This is a genomic window from Nonomuraea jabiensis, from assembly GCF_014204795.1.
Lineage (GTDB): Bacteria > Actinomycetota > Actinomycetes > Streptosporangiales > Streptosporangiaceae > Nonomuraea > Nonomuraea jabiensis.
Genome location: NZ_JACHMB010000001.1, coordinates 3,519,725 through 3,536,023, shown reverse-complemented (window position 1 = coordinate 3,536,023; position 16,299 = coordinate 3,519,725). Strand labels below are relative to the sequence as shown.

Sequence of the window (16,299 nt, the reverse complement as noted above, 5' to 3'; positions counted from 1 at the left end):
TGGATGATCTCAACAGGAGATTCCACCAGTCACCTCTTAGTACTTCAGCAGGTTCGCGTCGTCGACCGACGCGGACCTGCGGGTTCGGAAGATCGTCACGATGATTGCCAGGCCGACCACGACCTCGGCCGCGGCCACCACCATCACGAAGAACGCGATGATCTGGCCTTCCAGGTTGCCGACCTGCCTGGAGAAGGTGACGAAGGCGAGGTTGCAGGCGTTGAGCATGAGCTCCACGCACATGAACACCACGATGGCGTTGCGCCGGATCAGCACGCCCAGAGCGCCGATGGCGAACAGCAGGCCGGACAGGACGAGGTAGTGCGTCGTCACTTGGTCACCTCATTGTTCTGCTCGCTGTCATCCCGCTCGATGGCGCGCTCCTCGGCGTCTTCCTCAGCCGTGTGCTTGATGGCCTCGGCGAGCTTCGGGTCGGCCGGCAGGTGGCCGTGCTCCACGTCGTAGCGGGCGATGTAGCGGTTGACCGAGGACGGGGCGACCGACCCGTCGGGCAGCAGCGCCGGCATGTCGATGGCGTTGCTCCTGGCGTAGGTGCCGGGGCCCGGCAGCGGCGACGGCTGGTCACCGAGGAACCTGGCGCGGGCCAGGTCCTTCTGCGTCGGCTTCTCGGTGAGCCGCTCGCGGTGCGCCAGCACCATCGCGCCCAGCGCCGCCGTGATCAGCAGCGCCGAGGTGATCTCGAACGCGAACACGTACTTGGTGAACAGCAGCAGCGCGATCGAGCGGATGTAGCCGCCCTGCGCCGTGGCCTGCGCCAGCCCCGCCTGATCGGCGAAGATCGCGTTGCCGAAGGCCACGACGATCAGCACCAGGAAGCCGAGAGCCGCGATGGAGGCCCAGAAGCGCTGGCCCTTCAGCGTCTCGACGAAGGAGTCGGAGGAGTCGACGCCCACCAGCATGAGCACGAACAGGAACAGCATCATGATCGCGCCGGTGTAGACGATGATCTGCACCGCGGCCAGGAAGGGCGCGTCCTGCACGGCGTACAGGACCGCGAGGCTGAGCATCACCGTGCCGAGCATCAGCGCGGAGTACACGGCCTTCCTGTTGAAGACCATGCCGAGCGCGGCGCCGACGGACACGACGGCGAGCACCCAGAACGTGATGGTCTCACCCATTGGTCCGCCCCAGCCGGTAGTAGTCCTCTTCGGTCTCACCGAGCCGCATGGGGTGCGGCGGCTGCTCCATGCCCTGTGTCAGCGGCGCGAGCAGCATCTCCTTGGTGAAGATGAGGCTCTCTCGGGAGGTGTCGGCGAGCTCGTACTCGTTGGTCATGGTGAGCGCCCGGGTCGGGCAGGCCTCGATGCACAGACCGCAGAGGATGCACCGCAGATAGTTGATCTGGTACGTGCGCCCGTAACGCTCACCCGGCGAGAACCGCTCCTCGTCGGTGTTGTCCGCGCCCTCGACGTAGATCGCGTCGGCCGGACACGCCCAGGCGCACAGCTCGCAGCCGACGCACTTCTCCAGCCCGTCAGGCCAGCGGTTGAGCTGGTGACGCCCGTGGAAGCGAGGAGCCGTCGGCTTCTTCTCCTCCGGGTAGTTCGTCGTGACGGGCTTCTTGAACATGGTGTGGAAGGTGACCCCGAAGCCCTTGACGGGGTTCAGCCAATCAGTTAGTCCCACTGGGAATCTCCTTGTGCTGCACCCCGTGGTAGTGCGGCAGATCGAGCGGCGGCACCGGGAAGCCACCTGCCGTCGGCTCTTCGGACAGTTCCTCGAACTCGGCCTCGACCTGGGCCTTCTGGGCCTCCTTGCGCCGCTGGTTGACGGTGTCGAACCGCATCCAGATGGCCAGCGCGCCGATCACGACGACCCCGGTCACGCCGAGGGCGATCATCCGGGACTCCTCGTTGAGCATCACGCTGCGCACGCCGGCCACGAGCAGGATCCACGCCAGGTTGACGGGGATCAGCACCTTCCAGCCCAGCGACATGAGCTGGTCGTAGCGCACGCGCGGCAGCGAGGCCCGCACCCAGATGATGAAGCTGAAGGTGAGCACGAACTTGATGAGGAACCACAGCACCGGCCAGTAGCCCTGGTTGGCGCCCTCCCACCAGGAGATCGGGATCGGCGCCCGCCAGCCGCCGAGGAACAGCGTCACGGCTATGCCGGAGGCGGTGAAGGTGTGCAGGTATTCGCCCATCATGATCAGGGCGAACTTCAGCGACGAGGAGTACTCGGTCTGGAAGCCTCCGACCAGCTCGCCCTCGCCTTCGGGCAGGTCGAACGGGATACGCGCGGCCTCGCCGAACATGCAGATCACGTAGATCAGGAACGACGGGATCAGCAGGAACACGAACCAGGTCTCGCCCTGCGCCTTGACGATCTCCGAGGTGGACAGCGTCCCGGCGAACAGGAAGATGGCCACGAACGACAGGCCCATGGCGATCTCGTACGAGACCACCTGCGCCGCGCTCCGCAGACCGCCCAGCAGCGCGTACGGCGAGCGCGACGACCATCCGGCCAGCACCACGCCGTAGACCGACACCGCGCCCATGGCCAGCATGAACAGCACCGCCACCGGCAGGTCGACCAGCTGCAGCGGCGTCTGCACGCCGAACAGGTTCACCATCCCCGCGAAAGGCACGATCGAGAAGGCCAGGAACGCCGGGATCACCATGATGACCGGGGCCAGCAGGTAGAGCACCCGGTCCACGGTCCGCGGGAACAGGTCCTCCTTCAGACCCATCTTCAGGCCGTCGGCCACCGATTGCAGGAGGCCGAACTTACCGGCCCGGTTGGGCCCGTACCGGTTCTGCATCCGCGAGATCAGCTTGCGCTCGAACCAGACGCCGAACAGGATGCCCAGCATCAGGAAGACGAACAGCAGCACGGCCTTGATGATCGTGATCCACAGCGGGTCCTTGCCGAAGTCGGCGAGGGTGGGATCGGCCGCGAGAACGTGGGTCATGAGGCGCTCCCGATGGTGACGATGTCGCCGGCCACCGCGTGCAGGTCACGGGTGACCGAGCAGCCGCCGGAGTTCGCAGGCACCCAGACGACCCGGTCCGGCAGGTCGGCGACGCGCACCGGCAGGGTGACGGTGTCGCCGACGACGAGCTTGTCGCCGTCCGCGACCCCGAGCTCGGCCGCCGTGCTCTCGGAGACCAGCGCCTCGGCGGCGCGGGCGGTGCCCGCCAGGTACGGCTCGCCGTCCTGCAGCCTGCCCTCGTCGAGCAGCAGGTGCCAGGTCGCCAGCAGCGCCTCGCCGGCCGCCGGGGCGACCTGGGCTCGAGTGGCGGTGTGCGGGGCGGTGACGCGGCTGCCGCGCCAGGCGCCCAGGCCGGACAGCTCCCGCCTGGCGGCCTTGGCGTCCGGCAGGCCCAGGTGGACGTCCATCCGGTCGGCCAGGTTGCCGATCACGGCCAGGTCGCTCTGCAGGCCGGGCACCCTCAGCGGCGCCTCGAACGAGCGGCCCCTGCCCTCCCAGTTGACGAACGTGCCGCCCTTCTCCTGCACCGCGGCGACGGGCAGGACCACGTCGGCGCGGTCGGTGACGGCGCTGGCGCGGATCTCCAGGCTGACGATGAACGGCGTGTGCTCGAGCGCGTCGAGCGCCGCCGCCGGGTCCGCCAGATCGTAGGGGTCGACGCCGGCCACGACCAGCGCGTCCAGCTCGCCGGCGCGGGCGGCCTCCAGGATGCCGGTCGTGTCGCGGCCGGGAGTGGCGGGCAGCGAGGCCACGTTCCACGCCCTGGCCACTTCGGCCCTGGCGGTCTCGTCGTCGACCGGGCGGCCGATCGGCAGCAGGTTGGGCAGCGCGCCGGCCTCGACCGCGCCGCGCTCGCCCGCCCTGCGCGGCACCCAGGCGAGCCTGGCGCCGGAGGCGTTGGCGAGCCGCACCACAGCGGACAGGGCGCCGGGCACCGTGGCCAGGCGCTCGCCGGCGAGCACGATCGTGCCCTCGGCCAGCGTGCCGACCAGGTCGCCGATCGCGTCGGCCTCGGCGCCGGGCGCGGTGCGGATGAGCGTGCCGCCCATCTTGACCAGGCCGGGCGAGGCGAACGGGGCGACCGAGGTGACCTTGAGGCCCTTCTTCTGCCACGCCTTGCGCAGGCGCAGGAAGACGATCGGCGACTCCTCCTCGGGCTCGAACCCGACGAGCAGCACGTGGGGGGCGTTCTCGAGGTCGGTGTAGCTGACCTCGATGCCCTTGCCGGCCACCGCGTGGGCCAGGAACTGCGCCTCCTCGGCGGAGTGCGGCCGGGCGCGGAAGTCGATGTCGTTGCTGGCCAGGGCCAGGCGGGCGAACTTGGCGTACGCGTAGGAGTCCTCGACCGTGACCCGGCCGCCGACCAGCACGCCGGCCTTGCCGCGGGCCTTGGCCAGGCCCTCGGCGGCCACCGCCAGCGCCTCCGGCCACGAGGCGGGCACGAGCACGCCCTCCTCGTTGCGGACCAGCGGCGTCTTCAGCCGGTCGGGCTGCTGGGCGTAGGTGAAGGCCCAGCGGCCCTTGTCGCAGTTCCACTCCTCGTTGACCTGCGGGTCGTTGCCCGCCAGGCGGCGGGTGACCCGGCCGCGCCGGTGGTCGGTGCGCTGGGCGCAGCCGGCGGCGCAGTGCTCGCACGCGCTCGGCGTGGAGACCAGGTCGAACGGGCGGGCCCGGAACCGGTAGGCGGCGCCGGTCAGCGCGCCGACCGGGCAGATCTGCACCGTGTTGCCGGAGAAGTAGGAGTTGAACGGCTTGCCCTCGGCGGTGCGCACCTGCTCCTTGGCCCCGCGCTCGAAGAACTCGATGAGCGGGTCGCCGGCGATCTGGTCGGAGAAGCGGATGCACCGGGCGCACTGGACGCAGCGCTCGCGGTCGAGCAGCACCTGCGTCGACAGCGGCAGCGGCTTGGGGAAGGTCCGCTTCTGCTCCTGGAACCTGGACTCGCCCTGGCCGTTGGACATGGCCTGGTTCTGCAGGGGGCACTCGCCGCCCTTGTCGCAGACCGGGCAGTCGAGCGGGTGGTTCATGAGCAGCAGCTCCATGGCCCCGCGCTGCGCCTTCTCGGCGACCGGCGAGGTGAGCTGCGTCTGCACGACCATGCCCTCGGCGACCTCGATCGCGCACGACGGCTGCGGCTTGGGGAAGCCGCGGCCGTTGCCCGCGTCGGGGATGTCGACCAGGCACTGGCGGCAGTTGGCCGCCGGGTCGAGCAGCGGGTGGTCGCAGAACCTGGGGATCTGGATGCCCAGGAGCTCGGCGGCCCGGATGATCAAGGTGCCCTTGGGCACGCTGACCTGGAACCCGTCGATGGTCAGGGTCACCAGGTTCGTCTCGGTCTCTACGACAGTCACTGCTCACCCCAGAGAGTGGACTTCTTCGGGTCGAACGGACAGCCGCCGATCTCGAAGTGCTTGAGGTACTCCTCGCGGAAGTACTTCACCGAGGAGTGGATCGGGCTGGTCGCGCCGTCGCCCAGAGCGCAGAACGAACGTCCGAGGATGTTGTCCGCGATGTCGGTGATCGTGGCCAGGTCGTCCTCGGTGCCCTGGCCCTTCTCCAGGCGCTTGAGCACCTGCTTGAGCCAGTACGTGCCCTCGCGGCAGGGCGTGCACTTGCCGCAGGACTCGTGGGCGTAGAACTCGGTCCAGCGCAGCACCGTGCGGACCACGCAGGTGGTCTCGTCGAAGATCTGCAGGGCGCGGGTGCCGAGCATCGAGCCCTTGGCGCCGACCGCCTCGAAGTCGAGCGGCACGTCGAGGTGCTCGTCGGTGAAGATCGGCGTGGAGGAGCCGCCCGGGGTCCAGAACTTGATCTGGTGGCCGGCCCTGATGCCGCCCGCCATGTCGAGGAGCTCGCGCAGCGTGATGCCGAGCGGCGCCTCGTACTGGCCGGGCCGGGTGACGTGGCCGCTCAGCGAGAAGATGCCGAAGCCCTTGGACTTCTCGGTGCCCATCCCGGCGAACCAGTCGGCGCCGTTGCCGATGATCGAGGGAACACTGGCGATCGACTCGACGTTGTTCACGACAGTCGGCGAGGCGTACAGGCCCGCCACGGCGGGGAACGGGGGCTTGAGTCGCGGTTGACCTCTGAAGCCCTCCAGCGAGTCGAGCAGCGCCGTCTCCTCGCCGCAGATGTACGCGCCGGCGCCGCTGTGCACGACCAGCTCGAGGTCGTAGCCGGAGCCGAGGATGTCGGTGCCGAGGTAGCCCTTCTCGTACGCCTCCCGCACGGCCGCGTGCAGCCGCCGGATCACGTGGAGCACCTCGCCGCGCACGTAGATGAAGGCGTGGTTGGCCCGGATCGCGTAGGACGTGATGATGATGCCCTCGACCAGCGCGTGCGGGTTGGCCATCATCAGCGGGATGTCCTTGCAGGTGCCCGGCTCCGACTCGTCGGCGTTGACGACGAGATAGTGCGGCTTGCCGTCGCCCTGCGGGATGAAGCCCCACTTCATGCCGGTGGGGAAGCCCGCGCCGCCGCGGCCGCGCAGGCCCGAGTCCTTGACGGCCTGGATGACCGCGTCGGGCTCCATGGCCAGCGCCTTCTTCGCCGCCTCGTACTCGCCGTAGACGTCGATGGTGAAGGAGTTGGGCTGGTCCCAGTTCGCGGTCAGGACCGGTGTCAGAGTCGTGCTCATGCCTCGGGGGCCTTCCATCCGTTGGCCTTGGCGACCTTCAGGCCCTCCAGCGAGGCGCCGGCGGCCGACGGGCCGTCGCCCGCCAGGTCGTCGGGCAGGCCGGCGAGCACGCGCGAGGCGTCCTTGAAGCTGCAGAGCTTCTTCGGGCCGCGGGTCGGCCGCACGTCCTTGCCGTCACGCAGGTCGTCGACGAGCTGCTTGGCCGACTCGGGGGTCTGGTTGTCGAAGAACTCCCAGTTGACCATCATGACGGGGGCGAAGTCGCAGGCCGCGTTGCACTCCAGGCGCTCCAGCGAGATCTTGCCGTCGGAGGTCGTCTCCTCGTGGCCGACGCCGACGTGCTCGGACAGCTCCTCCCAGATCTGGTCGCCGCCCATGACCGCGCACAGCGCGTTGATGCACACGCCGACGTGGTAGTCGCCGGCGGGCTTGCGCTTGTACATCGTGTAGAAGGTCGCGACGCCGGTGACCTCGGCCTTGCTGATGCCCAGCATCTCCGCGCAGAACTCCTGCCCGTCGTCGGAGACGTAGCCGTCCTCCGACTGCACGAGGTGGAGCAGCGGCAGCAGTGCGGAGCGCGTCTTCGGGTAACGCCCGATGATCTCCTTGGCGTCCCGCTCAAGACGCTCACGGATCTCCGGTGAGTAAGTCACCGGTCCACACCTCCCATGACGGGGTCGATAGAAGCCACCGCGGCGATCACGTCGGCGACCTGGCCGCCCTCTGCCATCGCGGGGAAACCCTGCAGGTTGCAGAAGGACGGCTCGCGGAAGTGCACGCGGTAGGGGCGGGTGCCGCCGTCGCTGACCACGTGGGCGCCGAGCTCGCCCTTGGGCGACTCGATGCTGGCGTACGCCTGCCCGGCCGGCACCCGGAAGCCCTCGGTCACCAGCTTGAAGTGGTGGATGAGCGCTTCCATCGAGGTGCCCATGATGTGGGCGATGTGGTCGGGCGAGTTGCCGAACCCGTCGGGGCCGAGCGCGAGCTGCGCGGGCCAGCCGATCTTCTTGTCCTCGATCATCACGGGGTCGCCCTTGAGCGGGCCGGCGATGCGGTCGAGCGCCTGCTCAATGATCTTGAGGGACTCTTCCATCTCCTTCATGCGCACGAGGTAGCGCGAGTAGACGTCGCAGCCGCGCTCGGTGGCGACGTCGAACTCGTACGTCTCGTAGCCGCAGTAGGGCTGCGACTTGCGCAGGTCCCACGGGAGCCCGGCGGCGCGCATGATCGGGCCGGTGATGCCCAGGGCCATGCAGCCGGTCAGGTCGAGGTAGGCCACGTCCTTGGTGCGGCGCAGGTAGACCGGGTTGGCGTCGAGGAGCTTGCGGATGTCCTTGATCCGCTTGGGCATCTCCTTGAGGAACTCGCCGACCTTGTCGACCGCGCCCGCGGGCAGGTCGACGCTCACGCCGCCCGGCCTGATGTAGGCGTGGTTCATGCGCAGACCGGTGATGTACTCGAAGAGATCCATGATCATCTCGCGGTCGCGGTAGCCGAAGAGGAACGGCGTGGTCGCGCCCAGCTCCATGCCGAACGTGCCCATCGCGACCAGGTGCGAGGAGATCCGGTTGAGCTCCATCATCATCACGCGGATGGCCTGCGCCCGGTCCGGGATGCGGTCCTCGACGCCGAGCAGCTTCTCCACGCCCAGGCAGTAGGCGGTCTCGTTGAAGATCGGCGAGAGGTAGTCCATGCGGGTCACGAACGTGGTGCCCTGGGTCCACGTCCGGTATTCCATGTTCTTCTCGATGCCGGTGTGCAGGTAGCCGATGACGCTGCGCGCCTCGGTCACCGTCTCGCCGTCGAGGGTCAGGACCAGGCGGAGCACGCCGTGCGTGGACGGGTGCTGCGGGCCCATGTTGACGACCAGGCGCTCTTCTTCGGTGTCGCGGGCTCCGGTGACGACCTCGTCCCAGTCGCCGCCGTTGACCGAATAGACCTTGCCCTCGGTCGCCTCGTCATAAGCGGTGCTCACGAGTAGCTCCTCCTCTGGTCGGGCGCGGGGATGGTGGCGCCGCGGTATTCGACCGGGATGCCGCCGAGCGGGTAGTCCTTGCGCTGGGGGTGGCCGTCCCAGTCGTCCGGCATCATGATCCGGGTGAGCGCGGGGTGACCGTCGAAGATGATCCCGAAGAAGTCGTACGCCTCACGCTCATGCCAGTCGTGACCAGGGTAAACGCCCACGGTCGATGGAATGTGCGGGTCGGAGTCGGGGGCGCTGGCCTCGACGCGTACGCGGCGGTTGTAGGTGATCGAGCACAGGTGGATGACCGCGTGCAGCTCCTCGCCCGTCAGGTGCGGGTAGTGCACGCCGGTGACGCCCAGCGAGAGCTCGAAGCGCAGGGCCGGGTCGTCGCGCAGCTTCTGGCAGACCTCGACCAGCCGGTCCCGCTTGACGTGCAGGGTCAGCTCGCCGCGGTCGACGACCACGCGCTCGATGGCGTCGTCGAGCGCCAGGGCGTCGACGACCTCGTCGAAGTAGCCGCCGTACGGGCGGGGCGTGGACAGCTGCGGCGCCCGGCGCACGACGAGGCCGCCGTAGCCGGAGGTGTCGCCGGAGTCCTGGGCGCCGAACATGCCGCGGCGGGCGATCGGCGCCTCGGGGACGGCGGGAACCGCGGCCTCGGGCGTCTCACCGCTTTCCGGGCTGCCGGGGAGGTTGTCGGGCGAGGTCACTTCGAGGCTCCCTGGTCGATCAGCGGCAGCGGCCGCAGCGCCTGCAGCTCGAGCTCCTCGATCTGCTTGGCGCGGTGGGCGCCGAACTTCATGTTCTGGATCTTGTCGTGGAGCTTCACGATCGCGTCGATCAGCATCTCGGGCCGCGGCGGGCAGCCCGGCAGGTAGATGTCGACGGGCACGACATGGTCGACGCCCTGCACGATCGCGTAGTTGTTGAACATGCCGCCGCTGGAGGCGCACACGCCCATGGAGATGACCCACTTCGGCTCGGCCATCTGGTCGTAGATCTGCCGCAGCACGGGGGCCATCTTCTGCGAGACGCGACCGGCGACGATCATGAGGTCGGCCTGCCGAGGAGACGCCGAAGCGCGCTCCATGCCGAAGCGCGCCAGGTCGTAGTGGGGGCCGCCGGTGGCCATCAGCTCGATGGCACAGCACGCGAGGCCGAATGTGGCGGGCCACACGGAGTTCTTGCGCGCCCATCCGGCGGCCGCCTCGACCGTGCTGAGGATGAACCCGCTGGGGAGTTTCTCTTCAAGTCCCATTTTCAGTCCCAGTCCAGACCCTTGCGGCGCCACACGTACGCATAGGCGACGAGCACGGTGACGATGAACAGCACCATCTCCACGAGAGCGAACAGCCCCAGGCCGGAGCTGAGCACCTGGCCGGCGTCGTTCGTCTGCGGCGCGAACGAGACCGCCCATGGGTAGAGGAAGATGATCTCGATGTCGAACACGATGAAGAGCATCGCGGTGACCATGTACTTGAGCGGGAACCGTCCACCACCGACAGGCTGGGGCGTCGGCTCGATGCCGCATTCATAGGCGTCAAGCTTCGCGCGGTTCCAGCGCTTGGGGCCGGTGAAGGGAGCGATGGCGACCGAGAAGATCGCGAAGCCCCCCGCGAGAACGGCGAGCACCAGGATGGGCACGTAAAGGTCCATCGCTACGCCTCCTCTGGAGTCGCCGCGCGCGCGGGCGCGCAGCCGGATCTGTCAGTTCTGAGATTCATGCTGGTGGGGCGACCTTCGAGAGAGCGTTAATGATCATGTCTGACGCATCGCCTCGCCGGTCGGTGAGATTACCAAGGAGTTTGATGGCGAAGCGCATCAGCCTCGGGTGAGGCAGACCGTGCCTGGTGCCGAAGCTCATCACGCCCGGCTTTCCGATGAGCTCGACGAACAGCCTGCCCAGGGTGAAGTAACCGCCGTAGGCGTCCTTCAGCACTTGAGGATAGGTCCTCAGAGTGCGTTCCTGCTCCGCGGGGGTCGTGCCCCTGAGGGCCTTGACGATGACCTCCGCGGCTATCTCGCCGGTCTCCATGGCGTAGGCGATGCCCTCGCCGTTGAACGGGTTGATCGACCCGCCCGAGTCGCCCACGAGCACCAGGCCCCGCGTGTAGTGCGGCTGCCGGTTGAAGGCCATGGGGAGCGCGGCGCCGCGGATGGGGGCCGTCATGTTCTCCTCGGTGAACTCCCACTCGGGGGGCATGGCCTCGCACCAGGTCCGCAGCAGGTCCCGGTAGTCGATGTTCTTGAACTGCGCGCTGGTGTTGAGCAGGCCGAGGCCCACGTTGGCGGTGCCGTCGCCGACGCCGAAGATCCAGCCGTAGCCGGGCAGCAGCTTCTCCTGCGCCCACAGTTCCAGCCAGATCTCGAGGTAGTCGTCGTCGTGGCGCGGGCTTTCGAAGTACGTCCGCACCGCCACGCCCATCGGGCGGTCCTCGCGCTTGTGCAGCCCCATGCCCAGGGCCAGGCGGGTGCTGTTGCCGTCGGCGGCCACCACCACGCGGCTGCGGTATTCGCGGCCGTCCTTGGTCGTCACGCCGACGATGTGGCCGCTGCGGTCGTCGAGGACGGGCCCCGTGACGGTCACGCCCTCCATCAGGCGTACGCCGTTCTTGACCGCGTTGGCGGCGACGATCTGGTCGAAGTCCTGGCGGGTGCGTACGAGCCCGAAGTCGGGGAAGCGCTCGAGCTGGGGCCAGTCGAGGTCGAAGCGGAGGCCGCCGCCGACGACGCGCAGCCCCTTGTTCCTGATCCAGCCGGGAGCGTCGATGTCGACGCCCATGTTGAGCAACTGCTTGACCGCCCGCGGCGTCAGGCCGTCGCCGCAGACCTTCTCGCGGGGGAACCTGGTCTTCTCCAGGAGCAGGACGTCGAGTCCGGCCTGAGCGAGGTAAAAGGCGGTTGCGGAACCGGCGGGACCGGCGCCGACGACGATGACGTCAGCGTCAGCCTTCGTGGCTGTTGGCACGGTCACTGTCCTGTCCTACACGCTCGAAGGCCTTGGGGGTGTGTGCTGCCTTCGTTCCTTTGTGAACCCCTTCACAAACTTGTCGGCCCGCAGTCTACTGCTTTTCCAGTACATAGTGGCAGTCGGGGTGCTGTTCTGTGATCCAAGAGGAACGGTGTGTCGCGTGTGGTCTCACGCCGGCTTGAACCCTCTGTGCAGGGCGACGATGCCCATCGTGAGATTGCGCCAGGCGACCCGCTCCCAGCCGGCGTCCTGAATGGTCCGGGCCAGCGTGCGCTGGTCGGGCCAATCCCGGATCGACTCCGCCAGATATTCATAGGAATCGTCATTCGAGCCGAACACCTTGGCCACTTTTGGCAGCAGCTTCATCAGATATTCGCGGTAGACGAGATCGAAGGGCCCGAACGTCACGTGGGAGAACTCCAAGATCACCAGCCGGCCGCCCGGCCTGGTGACGCGCAGCATCTCCCGCAGCGCCTGCCCGGTGTCGTGCACGTTGCGCAGCGCCACCGAGATCGTCACCGCGTCGAACGCGTCGTCGGCGAACGGCAGCCGCAGCGCGTCGCCGGCGATGAAGGGCACCCCTTCTCCCGACAGCGCGTTGCCGCCGTGGCGGCGCACGCCGGTGCGGAGCATGCCCAGCGAGAAGTCGGACGCGATGGCCCGCGCGCCCAGCGTGGTGAACGCGTCGGTGGACGTGCCGGTGCCGGCGCCCAGGTCGAGCACGAGCTCCCCGGGGCCCGCGTCGACAGCCGCGGCCACCGCCTTGCGCCACATCCTGACCTGCCCGAGGGAGATCACGTCATTGACGAGGTCGTAGCGCCGGGCGGTGCGATCGAACATCGCGGCGACCTCGTCCGGCTGTTTGTCCAACTGAGCGCGCGTCATAGGCCAAGACTATGGGAGGCCCTCCGGGCCCGTACCCGGGGCCATGAACACGACATTTAACGGAAAGTAGCAGCGAGACTACTGAACGTCTGCTAAAACTTGGCGAATGCTTGCCCGTGTCGCCCTTGCGGCGCTCATCGCCTCGGCACCCACGGCGCATTTCCGCGTCGTCTCGGCCGACCCGGTAGACAGCACCCCCCACGTGCTCGACGGCATCGTCAACGCGATCACGGTCGTCGGCGACACCGTCGTGGTCGGCGGCTCGTTCAGCGAGGTGAGCGACGCCGCCCGCACGACCGCCTACCCGCGCTCCAATCTCTTCGCCTACGACCTGGCCACCGGCCGCGTCCTGCCGGACTTCGCGCCGATCGTCCCGGGCCCCGTGTACGGCCTGGCCGCCGGCGACCAGGGCACCGTCTACGTCGGCGGCGAGTTCATCGGCGTCAACGACTCCCCCGCCAGGTCGCTGGCCAGGCTCAAGCTCTCCGACGGCTCGCTGGTGACCGGCTTCGCGCCGCGCATCGGCGGCGGCATGGTCTCCACGCTGGCCAGGCAGGGCTCCAAGCTCTACGTGGGCGGCGACTTCACCAGCCCGCGCACCGCGCTGGCCAGGATCGACGCGACGACGGGCGCGGCCGACCCGGCGTTCGGCATCACGCCGGGAGCGTCGCTGACGCCCAGGGTGAAGGTCTACGCGATCGCCGCCACCCGCTACCGGCTCGCCGTGGACGGCTCGTTCACCACGCTCGACGGCCGGTCCAGGCCGCAGCTCGGGCTCATCGACATCAGCGGCCCCACCGCCAGGCTCGCGCCCTGGCGGACCGAGGCGTACGCGCGACCGTGCATGAGCGCGTTCCCGTCGTACGTGCGCGGCCTGGATTTCTCGCCCGACGGCCACTATTTCGCGGTCGTCACCACGGGCGGGCCCAGGGGCGGGATGTGCGACACGGCCGCCCGGTTCGAGACGTACACCAAGGGCGCCACCATCAAGCCGACCTGGGTGAACGCCACCGGGGGCGACTCGCTCTACGCGGTTTCGGTGACGGGCGCGGCGGTCTACGTCGGCGGGCATCAGCGCTGGCTGAACAATCCGCAGGGCCGGGACTCCGCCGGCCCGGGAGCGGTCTCACGCCCGGGGATCGGCGCCATTCATCCGACTACGGGAATGGCCCTCAGTTGGAATCCCACACGGGAGCGCGGCATCGGCGTGAAGGCGTTTTACGCGCATCACAGTGGACTACTTGTCGGTAGCGACACAACCCGACTCGGACGGGAGTACCATGCCCGGATTGGCATGTTCCCCCTGCCCTAGTCGTCTTGCGGCTTCGGCCGGTCGATCTTGTTGCTGATGCGCTCGCTCACGGCATCACGCTGCTTGCTGAGCAGGACGTAGCTCGCTATGCCGCTGATCAAGAAAGATGCGGCGATCAGCACCAGCGGGTTTTGCAGGCCGAGCAGCCACAGCACCCCGAGAGTGACCGCAAAGATGCCGATGCGCGACAGTGTGTAAACGAGAACAGGAGGCACAGGTTCGAGGTTACTCGGACCCGTGGACCGGTCGCTCTTCGCATCGAACGCGAGCGATGCTACTGTTCCCAGTCAGGGAGTTTCGTAAAGAAACACCCACGAGAGCCCCAAAGAGGCTCTATCATATAACAATCGGGCAGTCAGCTGATAACAACCCGTGATCTTTGCAGAAAACCACGGATAAATCAGGCTTCGCTCGACACACTGGTTACCTGTCCGCCCGCTGGCAGGAAGCGGGATGCGAGGGGGAGAGATTGGTGGAGAGTAGCAGCGAGCGTCTGCTGACCCCAGGAGAGGTTGCCGCCCTCTTCCGGGTAGACCCAAAGACGGTTACACGCTGGGCTGCGGCAGGCCGCATCAGCAGTATCCGCACCCCCGGAGGGCATCGGCGGTTCCGCGAGTCGGAAGTGCACGCCCTTCTACGAGGCGAGGACGTTTTGACGGCCGACAGGCCGGCAGGTGAGTCCCCGCGCGTCTGACCGTGCAGACGGTGATCCTGCGACGGCAGGATCACCGCCGGCGCGATCCACTGTTCGCGTGCTTTCCGGCCACACTTCCGTCCGGCAGCATGGGGCGGCGCCAACCGCCGACCGTGGCTGGCGCCTGTCCGTTCCCCTCAGGCGTCCTCCTGCCGCGCCTTGAAGGCCAGGAACTCACGCTCCAGTTCGTCGTTCTCCTTCTCCCACTGGTTGCGGCGCTCGGCCAGCTCCTCCTCCGTCAGCGCCTCCGGCAACCACTGCTCGTAGTCCGGATCGCCGGGCTGCACCTCGACGTACGCGTTCCCGATCAGACGCCCGTCTTCGCTGGTCAGGCTCTGCGGCACGCGCAGGGTCCCGTCCGCGAGCCGGATGACGTACATGTCCGATCACCTAGATTCCGTAGCGCCGGTTGAAGAAGAGCATGATGTCCAGCGCCATCCGCGTGTCTCCCCCGAGCATGTCCACGAGGGCCGGACGCTGGCGGGAGGCGATGGCGGCGAAGGCGTCGGCGAAGAACTCCTTGCGGCCGAGCCCCCCGCCCTGGCGGTGGAAGGTCGAGGCCAGCAGCGGCATGGCCGTGTCGTAGAGGCGGACGAACTCCGGCGAGTCGGAGACCCAGCCGCCGTACGCCGAGTCGATGTCGTCGATGGCGTGGCCGACCTCGTGCATCATCACGTCCGGGGTCGGTGACGGGCGGTCACCCACGACGATCTTGCGGTCGCCGTACGCGCCCGCGCAGATGTCCCAGGTGGCGCGGCCCGACGGGAGCGGGGCGCCGCGTAAGTAGCCCATGTCGTCGAGGTCCGGGACGCCGCCGCGGCCGACGTAGATGCCCTCCAGCCCGGCCGCGAGCTTCTCCTTCAGCCGCTCCGGCAGGCGGGCGAGGCTCTCCACGGCGCGTACGACGTCCGCCGACGGCGGGCCCTGCCTGGCGTCCCACTGGCGGTGCAGGATGGACTCCAGCTTGCCGCAGTGGCGCAGGCCGTCGCCCATGGACGGGATGCCGGGCCGGTTGGGCTGGGCCCTGGGCTGGTCGTCGAGCTCGAAGTCGTACCACGTGTAGCGGGGGCGTTCGACCACCGCGGCGGGCAGGCGCTCGCCGCGCTCGCGTAACGAGAACCCGTCCCAGCTCGTCTGGGAGGGCCGTCGTACCTCGTCACCCGGCCACGCCATCCGCTCACCCCGCTCGTCCCCCGGCCATCTCGTCGTCTCGCGCTCTCCGGATGGCCCAGGCCGGCCTCTGGGCACCTCGGCCCCCCGTCCGCGGTTCTTACGTGCCTTGGCCTCCGCGCGGCTCTCAAAGGGCTTCTCACGGGCGTTGAACCAGACGGAGCGCTCGGCGTCGGGGGGCGCCTCGCCGCGCCGCGAGAAGAGGTACGACCCGCGCCGCCACCAACGGCCGCGGCGATGCCGGCCCTTGTCACCAGACGCCTTGGAGTCAGAAAAGGCCATCGCACCTCTCAACGCCCGTGGAGTCCGGCGACTTCGCCGCATCGGCATCCACGGTACGACGCATGTCTTCCCCTAGTCACCTGAAACGGGACATCGGGAAGCACGATCACGTCGCGGATGGCTTACAGTTCAGGAATGGCAGGTGTACTGATCGGCCTGGCGCTGCTGGTCTTCTGGCTGTTCTCGCTGTTCGACGTGGTCACCGCACCGGAAGATGAGGTTCGGAACGTACCAAAGGCCCTGTGGATCCTGATCGTCGTCCTGATCCCGGTGCTCGGCGGTCTCGTCTGGATGGCGCGCGGTCGCCCGCGGGCCCCGCGCGCCGCGTGGCCGGTGCCCCCGGGTCCGGGCATGCCCAAGGGGCCGGACGACGACCCCGACTTCCTGCGCGACCTCGACCGCCGCATGCGTGGCGACGACGTCTGA

The 16,299-nt window shown here is 68.5% G+C and carries 19 protein-coding genes; 3 read left to right on the top strand and 16 right to left on the bottom strand.

All coding sequences use genetic code 11. From position 1 onward, the window contains the following. Positions 1-36: 36 nt before the first annotated feature. The 13 genes from nuoK to HD596_RS15890 all read right to left on the bottom strand — a co-directional run bounded on the left by nuoK (position 37) and on the right by HD596_RS15890 (position 12,415). Positions 37-333, bottom strand: a complete 297-nt coding sequence (gene nuoK / locus HD596_RS15950; protein WP_185069996.1) for an NADH-quinone oxidoreductase subunit NuoK — start codon at positions 331-333, stop codon at positions 37-39. After that, positions 330-1,139 carry an NADH-quinone oxidoreductase subunit J gene (locus HD596_RS15945; RefSeq protein WP_185069995.1) on the bottom strand — a complete coding sequence of 270 codons (810 nt, stop codon included), beginning with the start codon at positions 1,137-1,139 and terminating at the stop codon, positions 330-332. The genes nuoK and HD596_RS15945 overlap by 4 nt, the downstream gene beginning before the upstream one ends. Then, a complete protein-coding gene (gene nuoI, locus HD596_RS15940; protein ID WP_185069994.1) occupies positions 1,132-1,647 on the bottom strand; it encodes an NADH-quinone oxidoreductase subunit NuoI in 516 nt (171 codons plus the stop codon). Before nuoI ends, HD596_RS15945 begins: the two co-directional genes overlap by 8 nt. After that, positions 1,634-2,935 carry an NADH-quinone oxidoreductase subunit NuoH gene (gene nuoH / locus HD596_RS15935; RefSeq protein WP_185069993.1) on the bottom strand — a complete coding sequence of 434 codons (1,302 nt, stop codon included), beginning with the start codon at positions 2,933-2,935 and terminating at the stop codon, positions 1,634-1,636. The genes nuoI and nuoH overlap by 14 nt, the downstream gene beginning before the upstream one ends. Further along, positions 2,932-5,307, bottom strand: coding sequence for an NADH-quinone oxidoreductase subunit G (locus tag HD596_RS15930; protein ID WP_185069992.1), 2,376 nt, complete (start codon positions 5,305-5,307; stop codon positions 2,932-2,934). The genes nuoH and HD596_RS15930 overlap by 4 nt, the downstream gene beginning before the upstream one ends. Next, positions 5,304-6,593, bottom strand: coding sequence for an NADH-quinone oxidoreductase subunit NuoF (gene nuoF / locus HD596_RS15925; RefSeq protein WP_185069991.1), 1,290 nt, complete (start codon positions 6,591-6,593; stop codon positions 5,304-5,306). The genes HD596_RS15930 and nuoF overlap by 4 nt, the downstream gene beginning before the upstream one ends. Continuing rightward, positions 6,590-7,246: an NADH-quinone oxidoreductase subunit NuoE gene (gene nuoE / locus HD596_RS15920; protein ID WP_185069990.1), complete on the bottom strand. Its 657-nt coding sequence runs from the start codon at positions 7,244-7,246 to the stop codon at positions 6,590-6,592. Before nuoE ends, nuoF begins: the two co-directional genes overlap by 4 nt. After that, complete coding sequence (locus HD596_RS15915; protein WP_185069989.1) at positions 7,243-8,568, bottom strand: NADH-quinone oxidoreductase subunit D; 1,326 nt, start codon at positions 8,566-8,568, stop codon at positions 7,243-7,245. The genes nuoE and HD596_RS15915 overlap by 4 nt, the downstream gene beginning before the upstream one ends. Then, positions 8,565-9,269, bottom strand: coding sequence for an NADH-quinone oxidoreductase subunit C (locus HD596_RS15910; protein ID WP_185069988.1), 705 nt, complete (start codon positions 9,267-9,269; stop codon positions 8,565-8,567). The genes HD596_RS15915 and HD596_RS15910 overlap by 4 nt, the downstream gene beginning before the upstream one ends. Beyond that, positions 9,266-9,817, bottom strand: a complete 552-nt coding sequence (locus HD596_RS15905) for a NuoB/complex I 20 kDa subunit family protein (protein ID WP_185069987.1) — start codon at positions 9,815-9,817, stop codon at positions 9,266-9,268. The genes HD596_RS15910 and HD596_RS15905 overlap by 4 nt, the downstream gene beginning before the upstream one ends. 2 nt (positions 9,818-9,819) lie before the next feature. Next, the gene (locus HD596_RS15900; protein WP_185069986.1) at positions 9,820-10,215 is read right to left on the bottom strand and encodes an NADH-quinone oxidoreductase subunit A; all 396 of its coding nucleotides are present in this window, start codon (positions 10,213-10,215) and stop codon (positions 9,820-9,822) included. Between the two features lie 64 nt (positions 10,216-10,279). Beyond that, positions 10,280-11,533: a geranylgeranyl reductase family protein gene (locus HD596_RS15895; RefSeq protein ID WP_185069985.1), complete on the bottom strand. Its 1,254-nt coding sequence runs from the start codon at positions 11,531-11,533 to the stop codon at positions 10,280-10,282. A gap of 165 nt (positions 11,534-11,698) precedes the next feature. Next, a complete protein-coding gene (locus tag HD596_RS15890) occupies positions 11,699-12,415 on the bottom strand; it encodes a demethylmenaquinone methyltransferase (protein ID WP_185069984.1) in 717 nt (238 codons plus the stop codon). Positions 12,416-12,521: 106 nt separating this feature from the next. Between HD596_RS15890 and HD596_RS15885 the strand changes: the two genes are divergently transcribed. After that, positions 12,522-13,727: a delta-60 repeat domain-containing protein gene (locus HD596_RS15885; protein WP_185069983.1), complete on the top strand. Its 1,206-nt coding sequence runs from the start codon at positions 12,522-12,524 to the stop codon at positions 13,725-13,727. Here HD596_RS15885 and HD596_RS15880 read toward each other — a convergent pair. After that, positions 13,724-13,942 (bottom strand): DUF4229 domain-containing protein, encoded by a 219-nt coding sequence (locus HD596_RS15880; protein ID WP_185069982.1) that lies wholly within the window; start codon positions 13,940-13,942, stop codon positions 13,724-13,726. The genes HD596_RS15885 and HD596_RS15880 overlap by 4 nt on opposite strands. A 257-nt stretch (positions 13,943-14,199) precedes the next feature. Between HD596_RS15880 and HD596_RS15875 the strand changes: the two genes are divergently transcribed. Beyond that, positions 14,200-14,421: a BldC family transcriptional regulator gene (locus HD596_RS15875; RefSeq protein WP_026214226.1), complete on the top strand. Its 222-nt coding sequence runs from the start codon at positions 14,200-14,202 to the stop codon at positions 14,419-14,421. 137 nt (positions 14,422-14,558) lie between these two features. Here the strand turns inward: HD596_RS15875 and HD596_RS15870 are convergent, their stop codons facing one another. Both HD596_RS15870 and HD596_RS15865 read right to left on the bottom strand, forming a co-directional pair. Continuing rightward, entirely contained in the window at positions 14,559-14,801 is a 243-nt protein-coding gene (locus tag HD596_RS15870) for a hypothetical protein (RefSeq protein ID WP_185069981.1), read from the bottom strand. Positions 14,802-14,811: 10 nt separating this feature from the next. Continuing rightward, positions 14,812-15,594 (bottom strand): hypothetical protein, encoded by a 783-nt coding sequence (locus tag HD596_RS15865; protein ID WP_246554481.1) that lies wholly within the window; start codon positions 15,592-15,594, stop codon positions 14,812-14,814. Positions 15,595-16,008: 414 nt separating this feature from the next. Between HD596_RS15865 and HD596_RS15860 the strand changes: the two genes are divergently transcribed. Beyond that, on the top strand, positions 16,009-16,299 hold the full coding sequence (locus tag HD596_RS15860) for a PLD nuclease N-terminal domain-containing protein (RefSeq protein ID WP_185069979.1): 291 nt from the start codon (positions 16,009-16,011) through the stop codon (positions 16,297-16,299).

Bases quoted from the DNA above. Each gene is read 5' to 3' on its own strand.
- HD596_RS15945 (WP_185069995.1), bottom strand. From the start codon at position 1,139: ATGGGTGAGACCATCACGTTCTGGGTGCTCGCCGTCGTGTCCGTCGGC.
- nuoH (WP_185069993.1), bottom strand. From the start codon at position 2,935: ATGACCCACGTTCTCGCGGCCGATCCCACCCTCGCCGACTTCGGCAAG.
- nuoF (WP_185069991.1), bottom strand. From the start codon at position 6,593: ATGAGCACGACTCTGACACCGGTCCTGACCGCGAACTGGGACCAGCCC.
- HD596_RS15905 (WP_185069987.1), bottom strand. From the start codon at position 9,817: ATGGGACTTGAAGAGAAACTCCCCAGCGGGTTCATCCTCAGCACGGTC.
- HD596_RS15900 (WP_185069986.1), bottom strand. From the start codon at position 10,215: ATGGACCTTTACGTGCCCATCCTGGTGCTCGCCGTTCTCGCGGGGGGC.
- HD596_RS15890 (WP_185069984.1), bottom strand. From the start codon at position 12,415: ATGACGCGCGCTCAGTTGGACAAACAGCCGGACGAGGTCGCCGCGATG.
- HD596_RS15885 (WP_185069983.1), top strand. From the start codon at position 12,522: ATGCTTGCCCGTGTCGCCCTTGCGGCGCTCATCGCCTCGGCACCCACG.
- HD596_RS15870 (WP_185069981.1), bottom strand. From the start codon at position 14,801: ATGTACGTCATCCGGCTCGCGGACGGGACCCTGCGCGTGCCGCAGAGC.
- HD596_RS15865 (WP_246554481.1), bottom strand. From the start codon at position 15,594: ATGGCGTGGCCGGGTGACGAGGTACGACGGCCCTCCCAGACGAGCTGG.
- HD596_RS15860 (WP_185069979.1), top strand. From the start codon at position 16,009: ATGGCAGGTGTACTGATCGGCCTGGCGCTGCTGGTCTTCTGGCTGTTC.